This is a genomic window from Chimaeribacter arupi, assembly GCF_002858805.1.
GTDB lineage: Bacteria > Pseudomonadota > Gammaproteobacteria > Enterobacterales > Enterobacteriaceae > Chimaeribacter > Chimaeribacter arupi.
On the sequence record NZ_PJZI01000026.1, the window covers coordinates 46,853 to 63,255 of the forward strand.

Sequence of the window (16,403 nt, forward strand, 5' to 3'; positions counted from 1 at the left end):
TTACCGACTTCACAGCACACAGACAGAACCGGCGGCCATTGGCCGCCGGTTTCTCGTTCAGCAGGGATTAGCGCGGGGAGACAGTCACCGTGCTGCCGCTGCTGGCCAGGCTCACGCGCTGGCCAACGCTGAATTTGCTGGCATCGGCTTTCTGCACCACCATGATGGTGTTGCCGTCATCTTTACGGATCTCCAGCTCGACGCCGTTGCTGCGGTTCAGCGCACCCTGCACGCCCTGGCCCGCAACACCCCCGGCTACTGCCCCTGCGGCTGTGGCCAGGCTACGGCCGGAACCACCACCCACGGTGTTACCCAGGAACCCACCCAATACCGCGCCGCCAATCGCCCCGATGACGTTATTCTCTTCACCGCCCTGAATCTGTACCGGGCGCGTTGAAACGATGGTGCCGTAAGTCACATTCTGCACCTGTTTGGCCTGATCAGCGGTATAGACATCACCGGAAAGGGCGCTGTCGTTTACACAACCTGTCAGCGTTACGCCCGTTAATGCCACCACGAGAAGACGCTTAATCATAAAAAACTCCTATTTTTTTACGCTCCGTCCCCGGCACTTCCTGCCTGACGACGTAATGATGATAACGACCGGTGAAAGTATGGCTGATAACCGGCCCAATGGCTATTTTGCCGGTGTACTGCCGGGCAGCATACCTTTCTGCCCGTCAACGGATAATAAACGGGTATTTAGGTTTCTGACAGCCGTTCAGCATGCCGCGGCGTTGAATAACGCCTGTGATCGCAGGGATGTTAAAAAATCAGCCGCTTTCATGGCGTTAAGCCGTTAAATCTGGTGTAGTGAAGGGCGGTGCACTAAGAGGACAGGTTATGAAGTCAGGCCGTTATATCGGTGTCATGTCGGGAACCAGCCTGGATGGGATCGACGTTGTGCTGGCCGCCATTGATGAACGCATGGTGGCGCAGCAGGGCAGTTATTCCCACCCCATACCGCCGGCGATGAAGCAGGCAATCCTGGGCATGTGCCAGGGGCAAAGCGTGACACTGTCACAGGTGGGGCAACTGGATGCCCAGCTTGGGCAGCTGTTTGCCGACGCTGTGCAGGGGTTGCTGGCCCACTATCAGGTACAGGCGGGCGACATTACCGCCATCGGGTGTCACGGCCAGACTGTCTGGCATGAACCCAATGGCGTCGCCCCTTTTTCCATGCAACTGGGTGACAACCACCGCATCGCTGCCCTGACCGGCATCACCACCGTGGGCGATTTCCGGCGGCGTGACATTGCGCTGGGCGGACAGGGCGCGCCCCTGGTGCCGGCGTTCCATGATGCGCTGCTTTCCCACCCGAACGAGCGGCGGATGGTGCTGAATATCGGCGGCATCGCCAATCTTTCCCTGCTGCTGCCCGGCCAGCCGGTACGCGGGTTTGATACCGGCCCCGGTAATATGCTGATGGATGCCTGGATCTGGCGTCAGCGCGCGCTGCCGTATGATGAAGATGCCGCGCTGGGGCTGGCAGGGCGGCCGGCTATCGCGCTGTTGCAGCAGATGCTGGCAGACCCCTATTTTGCCGCCCCGGCCCCGAAAAGCACCGGGCGCGAATATTTCAACCTCGCCTGGCTGGAGCGCCATCTGGCAGCCTATCCCGGCCTGGCGCCGGAAGATGTCCAGGCCACGCTGGCCGAGCTGACGGCGGTCACCATTGCTGAACAGGTATTGCTCAGCGGCGGCTGTGAGCGGCTGCTGGTCTGCGGCGGCGGCGCCCGTAACCCGCTGGTGATGACCCGCCTGGCCGCGTTGCTGCCGGGCACCGAGGTCAGCCCCACCGATCCGTTCGGCATCAGCGGTGATGATATGGAAGCGCTGGCCTTTGCCTGGCTGGCCTCCCGCACGCTTTCCGGGCTGCCGGGCAATCTGCCGTCTGTTACCGGGGCGTCGGCCGCTGCCGTACTGGGCGCGGTTTACCCCGGCGCAAGCGGGTTGCTGTGCTGACACTGCCGGGCTAATAAGGAGATTCAGATGTATAAACAGTTACTTACTGCGGCCGCGCTGCTGGCGTTGGCCGGATGCAGCCATGTCAGCCAGCCGGTGGCGCAGTCTGTCCACTATCAATGCGGCACCCTGCCGCTGACCGTGAACCAGGCGGCCGATCGCCAGAGCGTGAGCCTGGTGCTGGACGGGGAGCAGCTCCACCTGCCGCATGTGGAGGCTGCGTCCGGGGCCAAATACAGTGACGGCCGCTATACCTACTGGTCACAGGGCGAGAAAGCGTTGATCCAGCGGGATGATGAAATCATTATTTCTGATTGTGTGGTCAGCCGCTGACCGGCCGCCGTGACTGCGGCGGGCCGGGGCTGGCCGTGTTGTACATGTTGACAGGATCACATGGGCTATGACTGAAAAACTCTCTATCGCCGATTTACGGCGTGAATACACCAAAGGCGGTTTGCGCCGCCATGACCTGACAGACGATCCGCTGGATCTCTTCACCCTGTGGCTGCAACAGGCGTGCGATGCGCAACTGGCTGACCCGACGGCAATGTGTGTGGCCACCGTTGATGAAGAGGGCCAGCCGTTCCAGCGGATTGTGCTGCTCAAACACTATGACGAAAAAGGGCTGGTGTTCTACACCAACCTCGGCAGCCGCAAGGCACAGCACCTCAGCCATAACCCCAAAATCAGCCTGCATTTCCCCTGGCACACGCTGGAGCGGCAGGTCAGTTTCCTCGGGCGTGCGGAGCGGCTCTCTACGCTGGAGGTCGTAAAGTATTTCAGCAGCCGGCCGAAAGAGAGCCAGATCGGTGCCTGGGTGTCGCAGCAATCCTCCCGGATTTCCGCGCGCGGTGTGCTGGAGAGCAAATTCCTCGAGCTGAAGCAGAAGTTCCAGCAGGGTGAAGTGCCGCTGCCCAGCTTCTGGGGCGGGTTCCGCGTGGTATTTGATTCGGTTGAGTTCTGGCAGGGCGGCGAACATCGCCTGCACGACCGGTTTATCTACCAGCGTCAGGCGGATGGCTGGAAAATCGACCGCCTGGCCCCCTGAGCGGTAAAAACCGTGCTTACTTCTGGCGCTCGGGCTACGGGCGCTTTATTCTATGTGCTTTGCCGGATTTCGCCGTGGCCGGGCAGGCTTTTCCTGACACGGCAAGCAACGCGGCACGACTTACTACCCACCCTTAACGGAGTCATTGATGACCAGCAGTAATTTGATTGCACAATTGCAAGAGCGGGGCCTTATCGCCCAGGTAACGGATGAAAAAGCGTTAGCAGAGCGACTGGCGCAAGGGCCAATTGCACTCTATTGCGGTTTCGATCCCACCGCAGACAGCTTGCACTTGGGCCATCTGGTTCCGTTACTCTGCCTCAAACGTTTCCAGCTGGCCGGGCACAAGCCGGTGGCGCTGGTGGGCGGGGCGACCGGCCTTATCGGTGACCCGAGCTTCAAGGCCGCCGAGCGCAAGCTCAATACCAGCGACACCGTGGCAGAGTGGGTGGAGAAGATCCGCCGCCAGGTCTCCCCGTTCCTGGATTTTGATTGCGGTGAGAACAGCGCGATAGCGGCCAACAACTACGACTGGTTCGGCAACATGAATGTGCTGACCTTCCTGCGTGATATCGGCAAGCACTTCTCCGTCAACCAGATGATCAACAAGGAAGCGGTGAAACAGCGTCTGAACCGCGAAGACAGCGGCATCTCGTTCACCGAGTTCTCCTACAACCTGTTGCAGGGGTACGATTTCGCCTCACTGTATGGCCTGCACAGCGTTGAGCTGCAAATCGGCGGCTCCGACCAGTGGGGTAACATCACCTCGGGTATCGACCTGACCCGCCGTATGCACCAGAAACAGGTGTTCGGCCTGACGGTGCCGCTTATCACCAAGTCAGACGGCACCAAATTCGGTAAAACCGAAGGCGGCGCGGTGTGGTTGGACCCGAAAAAAACCAGCCCGTACAAATTCTACCAGTTCTGGATCAACACCGCGGACGCCGATGTTTACCGTTTCCTGAAGTTCTTTACTTTCCTGAGCCTGGACGAGATCAACGCGCTGGAAGAGGAAGATAAAAACAGCGGCAAGGCCCCACGCGCGCAGTATGTGCTGGCCGAGCAGGTCACCGGCATGGTGCATGGCGAGGAAGGGCTGGCAGCGGCCCGCCGTATCACCGCCAGCCTCTTCTCCGGGGCGCTGGGTGACATGACCGAAGCGGACTTCGCCCAGCTGGCGCAGGACGGGATGCCGGCTATCGAACTGGAGCAGGATGCCGATCTGCAACAGGCCCTGGTGAATGCTGAGCTGGTGCCGTCCCGCGGGCAGGCACGTACCATGATCACGTCCAATGCGGTGCAGGTAAACGGTGAGAAACAAGCAGACGCTGAATACCGCTTCACGGCAGAAGATCGTCTGTTCGGCCGTTACACCCTGCTGCGCCGCGGCAAAAAACATTACTGCCTGGTGTGCTGGAAATAAACGGCGCATGATGCAGAAGGGGGCTTAGTGCCCCCTTTATTTTTGCCTGCGATGCAGGCCGATGACAGGGGTTGCCCGTCATGCGGGTAATCACCCTTTTGCCCGCAGCGCGGGCGATAACATTGACCGGCCACACCGGTTGAAACACAGCGTGTCGCCGCTTACGTCGGCGGCATCCGGGTGCCGGCATAACCGGCGCTTTTGGCAAGGGTAAGAGAGTAGGTTGTTGCAATGAAAAATATACTTTCCATTCAATCGCATGTGGTATTCGGCCACGCCGGTAACAGTGCTGCCGAATTCCCAATGCGCCGCATGGGTGTCAACGTCTGGCCGCTCAACACGGTGCAGTTTTCCAACCACACCCAATATGGCCGCTGGACCGGTTGCGTCATGCCCGCCAGCCATCTGACCGAGATTGTGCAGGGGATTGCGGACATCGATCAGCTGAAACACTGTGATGCGGTGCTGAGCGGCTACATCGGTTCCTCAGAGCAGGGCGAGCATATTCAGGAGATTGTCCGCCGGGTAAAACAGGCTAATCCGCAGGCGATTTATTTCTGTGACCCGGTGATGGGCCACCCGGAAAAAGGGTGCATCGTGGCGCCGGGCGTGGCGGAGTTCCACTGCAAACAGTCGCTGCCCAGCAGTGATGTCATCGCGCCGAACCTGATTGAGCTGGAGCAACTGAGCGGCCGCGCCGTTAACAGCGTGGATGACGCCGTTGCCACTGCCCGCGCGCTCTGCGCCCAGGGGCCGAAAATCGTGCTGGTGAAACACCTGGCCCGTGCCGCCCGCCGTGCGGATGCGTTTGAGATGTTGCTGGTCACCGCGGAAGAGGCATGGCATATCAGCCGCCCGCTGGTGACGTTCCCCGATCGCCAGCCGGTCGGCGTCGGCGATCTCACCAGTGGTTTGTTGTTAGTGAATCTGCTGAAGGGCGAGCCGTTGGACAAGGCGCTGGAACATGTGACGGCAGCGGTCTACGAGGTGATGCTGACGACCCGGCAGATGGGCGAATATGAGTTGCAGGTGGTGGCGGCACAAGAGGCGATTGCCCGCCCAACCCACCATTTTACCGCAGAAAAACTCTGATATTTGCAGGGGCAGTGGCTGCCCCTGCTTCACGCCTCAGCGTTATTTCAACCCTTCCGCCGTCAGGGCGGCATCCACTGCCGGGCGGGCCTTCATGCGCTCAACAAAGGCACTCAGGTGCGGCAGGGCGGAAAAATCAAATTTCAGCGCGTTTGCCCAGTTCAGGACCGTGAACAGATAGGCATCGGCCACGCTGAACCGGCTCCCCAGCAGATACTCTTTCTCCGCCAGCTGATCGTTCAGGAAAATAAACTTCTTCTCCAGCAGCTCACGTGCCACCGTTTTGGCCTCGTCCGGGAAACGCGGGTTAAACAGTGGGCTGAAGCCTTTGTGCAGCTCGGTTGCCACATAGTTAAGCCACTCCAGGGCATGGTAACGCGCCGGGGTGCCGGCTTCCGGCAACAGCTGGCGGTCAGGCTTCTGGTCGGCCAGGTATTGCACAATCACCGCATTTTCCGTCAGGAAGCTGCCGTCGTCCAGTTGCAGCACCGGCACCTGGCCTTTCGGGTTGATTGCCAGGAAATCCGCGTCATGCTCGGTCTTTTTCGACACCAGATCGACCTTTTCGATGCTGAAGTCCAGCCCGGCTTCACGCAGAACGATATGGGGGGAGAGCGAGCAGGCACCCGGCTTGTAGTAAAGTTTCATCGTAAGGCTCCATCAGGGGGGGGTAAACCTTTATCCTAGAAGCCGGTGGGGGAAAAGTCAGGGTGTAAGTGTGCGAAATACTGAATAAAAAGCGGCGTCATGGGATAAACCCGGTTCGCCGCCTTTTGGCGGGAGGGGCAAGATAAGCCTAGTGCATGTGCAGGGTGAAATAGTCGCGCAGCGCCTGTTCGACGTCGGCAGGGGCCGCCAGCATCGGTTCGCGCAGCTCGTTTTCCATCTGCCCCTGCAACGCCAGGGCGCACTTGATGGCGACCGGGTTGGCAATCGAGAACAGCAGGCGGATCATCGGCAACAGGCCAAAGAAGGTGGCGCGGGCTGCCGGAAGGTTGCCCTCTTTCACCTGTTGCACCAGCGCGACGAACTGCGCCGGGCAGAGGTGGGCTGAGGCGGTAATCGCGCCGGTGCCGCCGAGTGCCAGCACCGTGAGCATCTGGGTATCCTCGCCGGTCAGTACATCCAGCTTGCCGTCATGGATGAGGTCCAGCGTCAGCTCGGCATTGCCGCCACAATCTTTGATCGCCACAATCCGCGGGTGATCGCTCAGGCGGCGCAGCGTCTCCCACTCCAGCGCAATGCCGGTGCGGTAAGGGACGTTATACAGGATGATCGGCAGGTGGGTGCGATCGGCAAGCGTGGTGAAATAGTGGGCCAGCGCTGCCTGGGTCGGGCGGATATAGTAGGGGGCAGCCACCAGCAACCCGGCAACCGGCCGCTGCTGAACAGCATCCTGCATCGCCAGGATGGAGGGCAGATGGTTACCGGCCAGCCCCATTACCACCTGCGCACCCGGCACCACCTCCAGCACCGCATCCAGCGCCTGTAACTGTTCTTCGTCGCTCAGGGCGGCGGCTTCACCGGTGGTGCCGCACACCACCACGCCTGACACGCCGGAGGCAATCAGTGACGTCGCCAGGGTTTTCAGCGCGGGCAGATCCAGCGCGCCCTGGCGGAAAGGGGTGACCAGCGGAACCCAGATACCTGAAAAGTATGACATGTTCTTCTCCTTGAAAAGTAGGTGCCGCCAGGGGGAAAGAGGCCAGGAAAGGGGCACGTTGCCGTGATGCCGCTGTCCTGTCATCTCACCTGACGGGACAGCGCCCGGTCAGATGAGCGACGGTTTCTTCGATTTATCAGCAGCACGCACGCCACAGGCCAGGGTCACCGCGGGGGTGCCGGAAGGGCCGTTCAGAGGGGCAGAGGGCGTCATGAGCTGTTCCATAGTGGGTTGATTTTTCGGCTTCTTTAAGCGGGAGCACCGCCTGCCAAGACTATGACGCAGCACAGGGCAGAGTACCAATTGAATGAATTAATACCAAAAACGTTATTATTGTTTTTGCTTATGGATGATGCCGTTCCCTGGGTAAAGGGCGGGAACGGGCATTCTGTCAGGCAGGGGTCAGGCGGCAGGCAGCAGCGCGGTCAGCACATCCACCGGCACCGGGCGTGAAAACAGGAAACCCTGCATATGGGAGCAACCGGCGGTCAGCAGGAAACGTTTTTGCAGATCGTTCTCCACCCCTTCGGCAATCACGTTCAGCTTCATCTTGTTGCCGAGTTGCGATACCGCCGTGACGATCGCCGCCGTATCCGTAACGTCATTGACGTATTGCACAAAAGAGCGGTCGATTTTGACGCTGTCTACCGCAATGTCTTTCAGCAGGCTCAGGCTGGAGTAACCGGTACCGAAATCATCCAGCGAGATTTTGATGCCGGCGTTGCGCAGTTGCATCAGCTGTTGCAGGCTGTCGGCATCGGCGTTCATCACGGCGGTTTCGGTGAGTTCCAGCTCCAGCCGGTGGCAGGGGAAGCCCTCTTCATGCAGCAGGGCCAGGGTTTTTTCAGCGAACTGCCGTTCACGCAATTGCACGGCTGACACGTTGATCGCCAACCGCAGATCCCCCAGCGGTTTGATATGGCGGCACGCCTGGCGCAACACCGATTCCCCCAGCTGGCTCACCAGCCCGGTCTCTTCTGCCAGCGCGATAAATTGCACCGGCGGCACCGGCCCCAGTTGCGGGTGCGTCCAGCGTGCCAGTGCCTCAACCCCGATGATTTTTTCATCGCTGCTGCGCAAAATCGGCTGGTAGACGCAGGTCAGTTCGCCCTCTTTGGTCAGCGATTCCGCCAGTGCTTTCACCATCACCCGTTTGTTCTCTGAACCGGCATCCAGCGCTTCGGAGTAGAAGCAGAAGGTGTTCTGCCCCTGGCGCTGCGCCTCACGCAGGGCCGCATTGCCGCGCCGCAGGATCTCCCCGGCGGTGAGGTTTTCGCTGTTCAGGCTGACGATACCGCAGGAGAGGGTGACAACCGGTTTGGCCTGGGTCAGGGTAAACGGCTCATGCATCATGGCGATGATGGCACTGGCAACCGGCTCAACCTCCTCAATGGCCGATTTGCCACGCAGCAGCACGGCAAACTCATCCGCCCCCAGGCGCGCCGGCATCCCCTGCTGGCCGATCAGCGTGCGCAGTCGCTGGCCAAACTCACACAGAATGCTGTCACCGGACTGGTAGCCGTAAGTGTCATTCAGCACAGTGAAATAGTTCAGGTTGAACACCAGCAAAGCGCAATGTTGCGGATGGTAGAGGCTGCGGGCCGCCAGCTGGTGCAGCTCCTCATTCAGTGAGGTGCGGTTCGGCAGGCCGGTCAGGGTGTCATGGTAGGCAAGGTAACGGATCTGCGCCTCTGAACTGCGCAGCAGTGAAATGTCACTGAGAATAGAGAGCACATAGAAACGGTTGTTCAGGGTAATGCGCGATTTGCGGATCAGCACTGTCCGGCTTTTGTTGGCCCCGTCAGTAATGACCTCCTCACTTTCAAGCTGTTCACCGCTCTTTAATACTTTCAGGGCGCGGCTGGTGTGCCGGGCGGCCTGGTCTGCCGTCATAAAAAAGGTGAAATTCTGCCCGACCAGCTCTTCACGGGAATAACCAAAAAAATCACACGCCCTTTTGTTCACAAAAACCAGTTGCAGCGAGTCATCTTTTATAAGGGTGGCTTCCGGGAGTGCATTCAGCACCGCCTGACATATGGCAATGTCATTGAGCATTTTCAAACGTCCTGAGCAGGGGGAAGCGGCAAGATTAGCACTGAAATATGACGGCGTCTCGCGCAGGACAGGCGATAAGTGAATTATTTTACTGCATTTTTTAATTCTGCCAGGCAATCATAACGCCATTCTGTTTATTTAAGTATCTTCAACTGTTTATCACGCTCTAAGTACCGTCGGCCTTATTTTATCCGGCCAGGGGGAACCCCCTGAATCAGCGTGCGCCCGGCAACCCCAGGCATGACAACCGGCTTTCCAGCGCGGCAACCTGAACGGCAACGGATTATTCACAATAAGGTAAGGAGGGAACGCGGCGGGGTACCGGGGGAAGCAGGCACTACTCAGGGCTTTGGGCCAAATTTTTCATCCCACTCCCGGCGATACCGGCGCGCCCTGGCCCGGTCGCGCAGGTAGAGATAGGTACTCACCACACACACCGCGCCGGAGAAGAGAATATTGCGCATATCCTGGTCATAGAACGACACCAACAGGCAATCCAGGGCCGCGACAATGGCAAACCATTTGTAAATGTGGGATTGCCGGCGGGTCAGGGCATTCAGCCGCTTGAGCTGGCGCGATTCATCCAGGAATTTTCTTTTTTCCATCGGCATCTCAGGAAGCGGAAGGGTGGCGTAAACGGGTTCATTTTACTGAAGAGTCAGCGAGATAAAGGGTACCAAAGAGTGATTGGTTTGCGCGAGAAAATTATCATCGTGAATGATTTGTGCGCCGGCCCCCGCATGACGCCGGGCCGGCACACGGCTGACCGCGCCCGGCTCAGGGCCATTGCTGGGTGGCATAGCGGGCAAACCCCGGCCGTTCGCGCAGCAGGTCATAATAGCGGTCAATCGCCGGTAACGCCGGGTGTGACATCGGCGTCATCAGCCAGCGATGCACCGACAGCCCCAGCACAATGTCGGCCAGGGTAAAGGTGCCGCCGGTCACATAGGCACCGGTCTGCGCCAGCTGATTGGCCAGCAAAGTGAGATGTTGGTTCCAGCCGGCCTCACTTTCCGCCAGCTGGGCCGGGTCCGGCTCGGCCGGGGTATTGCGCATCCGCGCATTGAACAGGTAGCGCCAGGCACTGTTCATATCGCCGAGTTGCCAGTCCATCCAGCGCTCAATCTCCGCACGGGCGCGGGCGCCCTGCGGGTAAAGCGTTGTCTCCGGCCCGGCGGCAGCCAGATAACGGCAGATGGTGTTTGACTCCCACAGCACAAACTCCCCGTCCCGGAGCACCGGCACCTGCGCATTGGGGTTCAGTGCCAGAAACGCCGGCTGGTGCGTCTCCTGAAAGCCGTGGCCCCACATCTCCTGCCGGTAATCCAGCGCCAGTTCGTCACAGGTCCACAGCACTTTCCGGACGTTAATAGAGGACGTCCTTCCCAGTATGGTCAGCATCGCAAAGCTCCCGGAAGAGGGTGGCCCGCAGGCCATGGTGAAACCACGATACGGTGCGGCACGGCGCAAAAGCAAAATGCTGCTTAAAAAGCCACCGGTGAGGGTAAATATCAGCGGCCTCATGCCGATAATGAAGGACACGGCTTTCGGATGAAAGCCCCCTGACCGCCCACCTGTTATGTCCGCGCCCGGAGAGGACGATGAGCCATCTTATTACGCGAAAGATTACTGATTCTGCCCATATTTATGAGGATTTTGACACGCGTTTTTATGAGTGGGAGGACGGCATGTCATCCGCCGGCCTGAAGCTGGAGCTCTCCCGCCAGGCCTTTACCGGCTTTGACTGGGAAGTGACCGGCTATAATTTCGGCCGTCTGGTGGGCGGGGTGCTGAATGTCAGTGAGCACGATATCCACCGCCAGCGCGGCAACGTTTTTTCCATGCCCGATCATGTATTGATCTTCATCATCATGCTGGGCGGCATGGAGTGCCAATGTTTTGGCCGCCGTTTCTCCCTCACGCAGGGGGATGTGCTGATCCAGGACTCTTCCCAGCCGATCGCCATCCACGTTCACCCGAGCAAATCACCGCCGCATCTCTGCACGTATCAGTACATCATCCTGCCGAAACACACGGTGGCCCTGAGCCTGGATATTGCCGCGCTGCATGGCCGGGTGTTGCCTGCGGCCTCACCGATGAGCTTTTTGCTGCGCCAGCATTTCAATGCCATGTTGCAGGTCTTCGACACCCTGAGTGAGCCGGAAGTGCTGGCTACCGGTGAAGGGGCGGCCGCGTTGATCCTGCATACCCTGGCGCTGGTGGCGGGCACGCCGGTGGAGACGCCTTTCATGCACAGTTCGCGGCTGGAGCAAATCTGCCTCTATATTGAGCAGCATCTGGCGCAGCCGCTGACGGCGGAGATGCTGTGCCGCCAGTTTGGCCTGTCTCGCGCGGCACTTTACCGGCTGTTTGAACCGATGGGCGGCATTGCGCTGTTTATCCGTAACCGGCGCGCCACACTGGCACGGCGGCTGATGCGCACCACGTCACTCTCTGATCTGAGCCTGACCGCCATCGCCCGCCGTTGCGGTTTGTCGCCTGCGGCCCTGCGCCGCCTGCTGGTGCAGGAGTACGGCATGTCATCGCGTGATGTGCGTACGGCGTTGCTGAATGCACCGCCGATGGCCACCGGCACCCCGACGCACCTGAACTGGGTCAGCCACCTGTAACCGGCGGGCAGCCCGCTCATCTCCCTCATTTTTCCTCATTTAGCCGTACCGCCTCTGCCGGGGACGATCCCGGCAGGCTAAGGTTACCCCTGTGTGGCAGGCAGGAGAGTGGGGGCGGCATGTTGATAAAAAGATCAGGGTTTATAAAAAGATCGGGGTTAATAAAACGCGCATGGCGGCACAGCGCCTGGCTGGTTATGGCGTTACTTTCCGCCTGCTTACTGGCGGGCTGCGCCACGGATACCCAGCCGCAGCACACCGCAGAAAATTTTGCTGAGCGGAATGCAGAGGCGGGAAAACTGAGCGAACAGGCGCTGATCATGATGCATCAGGGGATTAACCGCATGGCGTATCAGCAACAGTACCTGCAACTGACGCGCAGCAGCGGCATCCCGATGCGGCAGGATCTGCCGCTGGAACATACCGTGCAGCGGGTCGCCGCGGCACGGGCGCTGCAACAGTATGGCGAAGCGTTGCAGGCGTTGCTGCGGCAGGAGCGCACCCCGGAAGCCGCGGCAGCGTTTAACGGCCTGCTCGACAACACCCAGACGGCGTTGGGCATGTTCCTGCCTGCGGCCGTCGCCCGGCCCATCCGGGAAATGGGGGAGGCGCTGGGTCAACAGTACTACTTCCAGCGCAAAATCACCCAGGTCAGGCTGCTGATGAGCACCTACCAGCCGATAGTGAGCCAGCTCGCCGGCCTGCTGGCTGAGGATTTTGAGGCCAACGGCTCAGGCTATATGGCGCTTTACCTGACCAGCGCCGCAGAATTGCGCAACACCGCACAGCAGGTGCTGGACGATCCACAGACCGGCCCCACCCGGCGGCAACAGGCACTGGAGGCACTGAACGATGCCGAACACGCCGACGAGCAGGGGCAGGCCCTGAGCGTCCGGATGGTAGGGATGATGACTGCGCTGCACACGGCGCAGCAGGAGACGTTGCGCAACCTGGATGAGCCGGTGGATGCCCACCCGGCGCTGGAGGAGTACAGCCGCCGGGTCAGCTATGCCGGGCGGCTTATGCCGTTACTGTCACCGTCGGCACAAGGGGGGATGAATCATGAGTGAAAGCCTGATGCAGCAACTGAACCGCACATTGGCCCAGCTTGAGGCGGTCAGCAAACAGGGCGGTGAGGCGGGAAAACGGGCGCAACAGCTGTTGTCCCAGCTTTACCCGGTAAAAAAGGCGATGCTGTTACAGGCGATCGCGCTCCAGACCCCGCTCTATGCGGCGCTGGCCGATGCCCTGAAGCAGGGGGCAGACAAAGCGCATCAGGCGCAGTTGGGGCTGATCGCGCCGGTGTCCTTTGTGGCGGGCGTGGAAAGCTGCATGGCAAAAGCGCTGGTCATGCTGCAGGCCGGACGGCAGGCATAAAAAAACGCTCCCGGAGGAGCGTTTTTCAGGCAACAGGCGGGGATTAGCGCGCCTTGACCAGTTCAACCTTTTTGCGTTCTTCGGCCGTGTCCTGCGTCATGCGGTGCAGTTTCGGCGCAGCCAGAATCATCAGCACGGCGATCACGCCGGTAGCGATACCAATCTGCAGGAAGACGTGGCTGTAGATCGCCAGGGAGGCATGGGCATCGGTGATGTCCTGCGGCACGGCGGTCAGGTTAGCCACCTTACCGGCAATGATCGCGGCCGCCGCAGTGGTGAGGAACCAGGAACCCATGATGAAGCCCATCAGGCGTTGCGGCACCAGTTGGGCCACCATCGCCAGGCCGAGGCCGGAGATCATCAGCTCACCAATACTTTGCAGGGCATAGCTCAGCACCAGCCAGTTCACCGACACGATACCGGCGTCGTTTGCCATTGAAGCACCCCACGGCAGCACCAGGAAGGCTGCGGAGCAGAGCACCATGCCCACAGCGAATTTGTGCGGCATCGGCAACCGGTCACCGGCTTTGGCATAGAAGGCCGCCAGCAGCGGGCTGGCCAGCATGATCCAGAACGGGTTGAGTGCCTGATACTGTTCCGGCTCCATGCTGATACCGAACAGGCTGTGCTCGACGTTATGGATGGCGAAGAAGTTCAGTGAAGTCGGCATCTGGCTGTAGAGCACAAAGAACACCACTGCTTCGATCATCATCAGGAACGCCACGATCATTTTGCGGCGGGCGGTGCCTTTCAGGGCAAACGTCTCTTTGGCAAAGATAAAGATGATCCCCAGAGACACCACACCCAGCGCCAGGCGGGCGATATCCTGGTGGTGCAGCAGCCAGGTGGACACCGCCGCCAGCGCAATCACGCCCACAATGGTCATCAGCAGTTTATTCATCTGCAACGGTTCAAAGTCGGGTTTGGAACCGTGGTTTTTCACCCACTTCGAGCAGAACAGGAAGTTCACCAGGGTGATCAGCATCCCGACCACGCTCAGGGAGAACGCCACGCTCCAGCCAAATCTGGCGGCCAGCCACGGTGTTGCCAGCATAGAGAAGAAGGAACCGATATTCACCGACATATAGTACATGGTGAAGGCGCCATCCAGGCGCGGGTCATCTTTCTCATAGCAGGTAGAAAGCAGGGAGGAAGGGTTTGCCTTAAACAGGCCGCTGCCCACGGCAACCGTCGCCATACCGACATACACCCAGAAGATCTCATGATTGGAGTAGGCGATGCAGGCATAACCCACGGCCAGCACCAGTGCACCAAGCACAATAACACGTTTGGACCCCAGCACTTTGTCACCCAGCCAGCCACCGATGGCCACAAAGCCATACACCAGCGCGCTGAAGGAGGAGAACAGGGTAATGGAATCGGCTTCACTCAGGCCAAGCTGCTTGACCAGGTACACCGCCATAATGCCCTGCAGACCGTAAAAGCCGAAACGTTCCCAGAGTTCGATAGAGAAGATCAGATAAAACGCTTTCGGTTGTTTGAACGCGTTCAAGCTGACGTCTTGTGATGTCTGTTTGTTTGATGTTGACACTGAAACCTCTTTATTCACAGCCTGTTTTAAGTTGCACAGGGAAGGCGCAGAAGTGATGCCGGAAACATCCTTCGCATTGTTATAAGATGAAGAGCGAAGGGTAATGTTCCCGATCTTTGTCAATGAGGCAAGCTATTTGACATAACCTGTTACATATAATTCCAGCGGCATAATGAGAAGGTGTTGCAAATGTTATGCAGGATTAACGTTTATGTTCCGTAGGTTTTCCAAACTATTATATTGATTAATCGCCATCCAAATTTTTATTAGTGATATATTCTGCTTTTTAACGCCTTAGCAGTTCATCCGGTTATCTCTGAATAGTCTGATTGAAGATGATAAGGGCAGTCATCCCTTTTTCCCTATATTCCCCTTTTTAATGAATGAAGAAGATCGCTGCTTTTTCTCTCACCCGGTAAAAACGTGATAGAGATCCCAATTCCTGCTTAAAATTCAGGTTGAAAAAAATGTTTTTACCACATGAGGTAATTAACCGGGGTGTTGGAAGGGGTTTATCCGTTTTAAATCACATTTCCAACAGAAAATGGGGGAAGGGCGAATTACCATGAGGAAGAGGGCGCGTTTTCGCCGGCGTGGAGGGCACAAGGGGGATCACCGGCATAAAAAAACCGGCCACCGGCCGGTTTGATTACGCTGCCGCCACCAGGCGGCAGGAGGCTTAGTTGATTTCCAGCTCGTTCATCGCAGCGATGTTGAAACCGCCGTCAACGTGCAGGATTTCACCGGAGATACCGGCTGCCAGGTTGGAGCACAGGAAGGCTGCGGAGTTACCCACGTCTTCGGTGGTCACGGTACGGCGGATTGGGGTCACTGCTTCGCAGTGTGCCAGCATCTTACGGAAGTTTTTGATGCCGGAGGCTGCCAGGGTGCGGATCGGGCCGGCAGAGATGCCGTTAACACGCACGCCTTCCGGGCCCATCGCGTTCGCCATGTAGCGCACGTTGGCTTCCAGGGAGGCTTTCGCCAGGCCCATCACGTTGTAGTTCGGGATGGCGCGCTCTGCACCCAGGTAAGAGAGGGTCAGCAGGGCGGAATCCGGGTTCAGCATGGCGCGGCAGGCTTTGGCCATGGCCACAAAGCTGTAGGAGCTGATGTCGTGCGCCACGCCAAAGCCCTGGCGGGTCACGGCATTGACGTAGTCGCCGTCCAGCTGGTCAGCCGGGGCGAAACCAATGGAGTGAACGAAGCCGTCAAATTTCGGCCAGGATTTAGCCAGTTCAGCAAACATTGCATCGATGCTGGCATCTTCTGCCACGTCGCACGGCAGCACCAGGTTGGAACCCAGTTCAGTCGCGAACTCTTCAACGCGGGACTTCAGCTTGTCATTCTGGTAAGTGAATGCCAGTTCCGCGCCTTCGCGGTGCATAGCCTGAGCAATACCGTAAGCGATGGAAAGTTTGCTGGCAACGCCAGTAATCAAAATGCGTTTGCCGGTAAGAAAACCCATAGCAATAATCCTTGTGGTCATTGTGCGTGCGGAAGCCTGACTGCCCGACAGCAGCGCCGGGCCGCGCTTCCGCGTTAATAAACCGGGCGATTCTAGCACGCCCGGACGAAATTAGGAGATGATTCGCCAT

17 protein-coding genes are annotated in these 16,403 nt (G+C 58.9%); 9 read left to right on the forward strand and 8 right to left on the reverse strand.

The window, feature by feature from the left end:
* Positions 1-67 precede the first annotated feature (67 nt).
* On the reverse strand, positions 68-535 hold the full coding sequence (locus tag CYR52_RS15220; RefSeq protein WP_072930881.1) for an outer membrane lipoprotein: 468 nt from the start codon (positions 533-535) through the stop codon (positions 68-70).
* Between the two features lie 79 nt (positions 536-614).
* On the opposite strand from CYR52_RS15220, the gene CYR52_RS22440 reads away from it, so the two are divergent.
* The 6 genes from CYR52_RS22440 (at position 615) to pdxY (ending at position 5,528) form a co-directional block, all read left to right on the forward strand.
* Entirely contained in the window at positions 615-803 is a 189-nt protein-coding gene (locus CYR52_RS22440) for a hypothetical protein (protein ID WP_139300325.1), read from the forward strand.
* Between the two features lie 40 nt (positions 804-843).
* Positions 844-1,965 carry an anhydro-N-acetylmuramic acid kinase gene (gene anmK / locus CYR52_RS15225; protein WP_101828884.1) on the forward strand — a complete coding sequence of 374 codons (1,122 nt, stop codon included), beginning with the start codon at positions 844-846 and terminating at the stop codon, positions 1,963-1,965.
* Positions 1,966-1,992: 27 nt separating this feature from the next.
* Positions 1,993-2,298 carry an MliC family protein gene (locus tag CYR52_RS15230; RefSeq protein ID WP_101828885.1) on the forward strand — a complete coding sequence of 102 codons (306 nt, stop codon included), beginning with the start codon at positions 1,993-1,995 and terminating at the stop codon, positions 2,296-2,298.
* A gap of 67 nt (positions 2,299-2,365) precedes the next feature.
* A complete protein-coding gene (gene pdxH, locus CYR52_RS15235) occupies positions 2,366-3,013 on the forward strand; it encodes a pyridoxamine 5'-phosphate oxidase (protein ID WP_072930875.1) in 648 nt (215 codons plus the stop codon).
* A gap of 148 nt (positions 3,014-3,161) precedes the next feature.
* Complete coding sequence (tyrS, locus tag CYR52_RS15240) at positions 3,162-4,436, forward strand: tyrosine--tRNA ligase (RefSeq protein WP_072930873.1); 1,275 nt, start codon at positions 3,162-3,164, stop codon at positions 4,434-4,436.
* Positions 4,437-4,667: 231 nt separating this feature from the next.
* Positions 4,668-5,528, forward strand: coding sequence for a pyridoxal kinase PdxY (gene pdxY / locus CYR52_RS15245; protein ID WP_072930871.1), 861 nt, complete (start codon positions 4,668-4,670; stop codon positions 5,526-5,528).
* 42 nt (positions 5,529-5,570) lie between these two features.
* Here the strand turns inward: pdxY and gstA are convergent, their stop codons facing one another.
* From gstA to CYR52_RS15270, 5 genes are all read right to left on the reverse strand, one after another.
* Positions 5,571-6,176, reverse strand: a complete 606-nt coding sequence (gene gstA / locus CYR52_RS15250; protein ID WP_072930869.1) for a glutathione transferase GstA — start codon at positions 6,174-6,176, stop codon at positions 5,571-5,573.
* Positions 6,177-6,324: 148 nt separating this feature from the next.
* Positions 6,325-7,191, reverse strand: coding sequence for a 4-hydroxy-tetrahydrodipicolinate synthase (dapA, locus tag CYR52_RS15255; RefSeq protein WP_101828886.1), 867 nt, complete (start codon positions 7,189-7,191; stop codon positions 6,325-6,327).
* A 402-nt stretch (positions 7,192-7,593) separates the two neighbouring features.
* Positions 7,594-9,246 (reverse strand): sensor domain-containing protein, encoded by a 1,653-nt coding sequence (locus tag CYR52_RS15260; RefSeq protein WP_072930864.1) that lies wholly within the window; start codon positions 9,244-9,246, stop codon positions 7,594-7,596.
* A gap of 341 nt (positions 9,247-9,587) precedes the next feature.
* Complete coding sequence (locus CYR52_RS15265) at positions 9,588-9,851, reverse strand: hypothetical protein (RefSeq protein WP_072931028.1); 264 nt, start codon at positions 9,849-9,851, stop codon at positions 9,588-9,590.
* A 172-nt stretch (positions 9,852-10,023) separates the two neighbouring features.
* The gene (locus CYR52_RS15270) at positions 10,024-10,647 is read right to left on the reverse strand and encodes a glutathione S-transferase family protein (protein WP_101828891.1); all 624 of its coding nucleotides are present in this window, start codon (positions 10,645-10,647) and stop codon (positions 10,024-10,026) included.
* Between the two features lie 200 nt (positions 10,648-10,847).
* On the opposite strand from CYR52_RS15270, the gene CYR52_RS15275 reads away from it, so the two are divergent.
* The 3 genes from CYR52_RS15275 to CYR52_RS15285 all read left to right on the forward strand — a co-directional run bounded on the left by CYR52_RS15275 (position 10,848) and on the right by CYR52_RS15285 (position 13,253).
* Positions 10,848-11,876: an AraC family transcriptional regulator gene (locus CYR52_RS15275; protein ID WP_072930860.1), complete on the forward strand. Its 1,029-nt coding sequence runs from the start codon at positions 10,848-10,850 to the stop codon at positions 11,874-11,876.
* A 197-nt stretch (positions 11,877-12,073) separates the two neighbouring features.
* Positions 12,074-12,946 carry a hypothetical protein gene (locus CYR52_RS15280; RefSeq protein ID WP_072930858.1) on the forward strand — a complete coding sequence of 291 codons (873 nt, stop codon included), beginning with the start codon at positions 12,074-12,076 and terminating at the stop codon, positions 12,944-12,946.
* On the forward strand, positions 12,939-13,253 hold the full coding sequence (locus tag CYR52_RS15285; RefSeq protein ID WP_072930856.1) for a hypothetical protein: 315 nt from the start codon (positions 12,939-12,941) through the stop codon (positions 13,251-13,253). Before CYR52_RS15280 ends, CYR52_RS15285 begins: the two co-directional genes overlap by 8 nt.
* Before the next feature lie 43 nt (positions 13,254-13,296).
* On the opposite strand, the gene dtpA is transcribed toward CYR52_RS15285, so the two are convergent.
* Both dtpA and fabI read right to left on the reverse strand, forming a co-directional pair.
* Positions 13,297-14,805: a dipeptide/tripeptide permease DtpA gene (dtpA, locus tag CYR52_RS15290; protein WP_072930854.1), complete on the reverse strand. Its 1,509-nt coding sequence runs from the start codon at positions 14,803-14,805 to the stop codon at positions 13,297-13,299.
* Between the two features lie 679 nt (positions 14,806-15,484).
* Positions 15,485-16,273 (reverse strand): enoyl-ACP reductase FabI, encoded by a 789-nt coding sequence (gene fabI / locus CYR52_RS15295; RefSeq protein ID WP_072930851.1) that lies wholly within the window; start codon positions 16,271-16,273, stop codon positions 15,485-15,487.
* Between the last annotated feature and the right edge of the window lie 130 nt (positions 16,274-16,403).

What these genes read in the sequence shown, in the direction of transcription:
- CYR52_RS15220 (WP_072930881.1), bottom strand. Translation starts at nt 535, where the DNA reads ATGATTAAGCGTCTTCTCGTGGTGGCATTAACGGGCGTAACGCTGACA.
- CYR52_RS22440 (WP_139300325.1), top strand. Translation starts at nt 615, where the DNA reads ATGGCTGATAACCGGCCCAATGGCTATTTTGCCGGTGTACTGCCGGGC.
- anmK (WP_101828884.1), top strand. Translation starts at nt 844, where the DNA reads ATGAAGTCAGGCCGTTATATCGGTGTCATGTCGGGAACCAGCCTGGAT.
- CYR52_RS15230 (WP_101828885.1), top strand. Translation starts at nt 1,993, where the DNA reads ATGTATAAACAGTTACTTACTGCGGCCGCGCTGCTGGCGTTGGCCGGA.
- pdxH (WP_072930875.1), top strand. Translation starts at nt 2,366, where the DNA reads ATGACTGAAAAACTCTCTATCGCCGATTTACGGCGTGAATACACCAAA.
- tyrS (WP_072930873.1), top strand. Translation starts at nt 3,162, where the DNA reads ATGACCAGCAGTAATTTGATTGCACAATTGCAAGAGCGGGGCCTTATC.
- pdxY (WP_072930871.1), top strand. Translation starts at nt 4,668, where the DNA reads ATGAAAAATATACTTTCCATTCAATCGCATGTGGTATTCGGCCACGCC.
- gstA (WP_072930869.1), bottom strand. Translation starts at nt 6,176, where the DNA reads ATGAAACTTTACTACAAGCCGGGTGCCTGCTCGCTCTCCCCCCATATC.
- dapA (WP_101828886.1), bottom strand. Translation starts at nt 7,191, where the DNA reads ATGTCATACTTTTCAGGTATCTGGGTTCCGCTGGTCACCCCTTTCCGC.
- CYR52_RS15260 (WP_072930864.1), bottom strand. Translation starts at nt 9,246, where the DNA reads ATGCTCAATGACATTGCCATATGTCAGGCGGTGCTGAATGCACTCCCG.
- CYR52_RS15265 (WP_072931028.1), bottom strand. Translation starts at nt 9,851, where the DNA reads ATGGAAAAAAGAAAATTCCTGGATGAATCGCGCCAGCTCAAGCGGCTG.
- CYR52_RS15270 (WP_101828891.1), bottom strand. Translation starts at nt 10,647, where the DNA reads ATGCTGACCATACTGGGAAGGACGTCCTCTATTAACGTCCGGAAAGTG.
- CYR52_RS15275 (WP_072930860.1), top strand. Translation starts at nt 10,848, where the DNA reads ATGAGCCATCTTATTACGCGAAAGATTACTGATTCTGCCCATATTTAT.
- CYR52_RS15280 (WP_072930858.1), top strand. Translation starts at nt 12,074, where the DNA reads ATGGCGTTACTTTCCGCCTGCTTACTGGCGGGCTGCGCCACGGATACC.
- CYR52_RS15285 (WP_072930856.1), top strand. Translation starts at nt 12,939, where the DNA reads ATGAGTGAAAGCCTGATGCAGCAACTGAACCGCACATTGGCCCAGCTT.
- fabI (WP_072930851.1), bottom strand. Translation starts at nt 16,273, where the DNA reads ATGGGTTTTCTTACCGGCAAACGCATTTTGATTACTGGCGTTGCCAGC.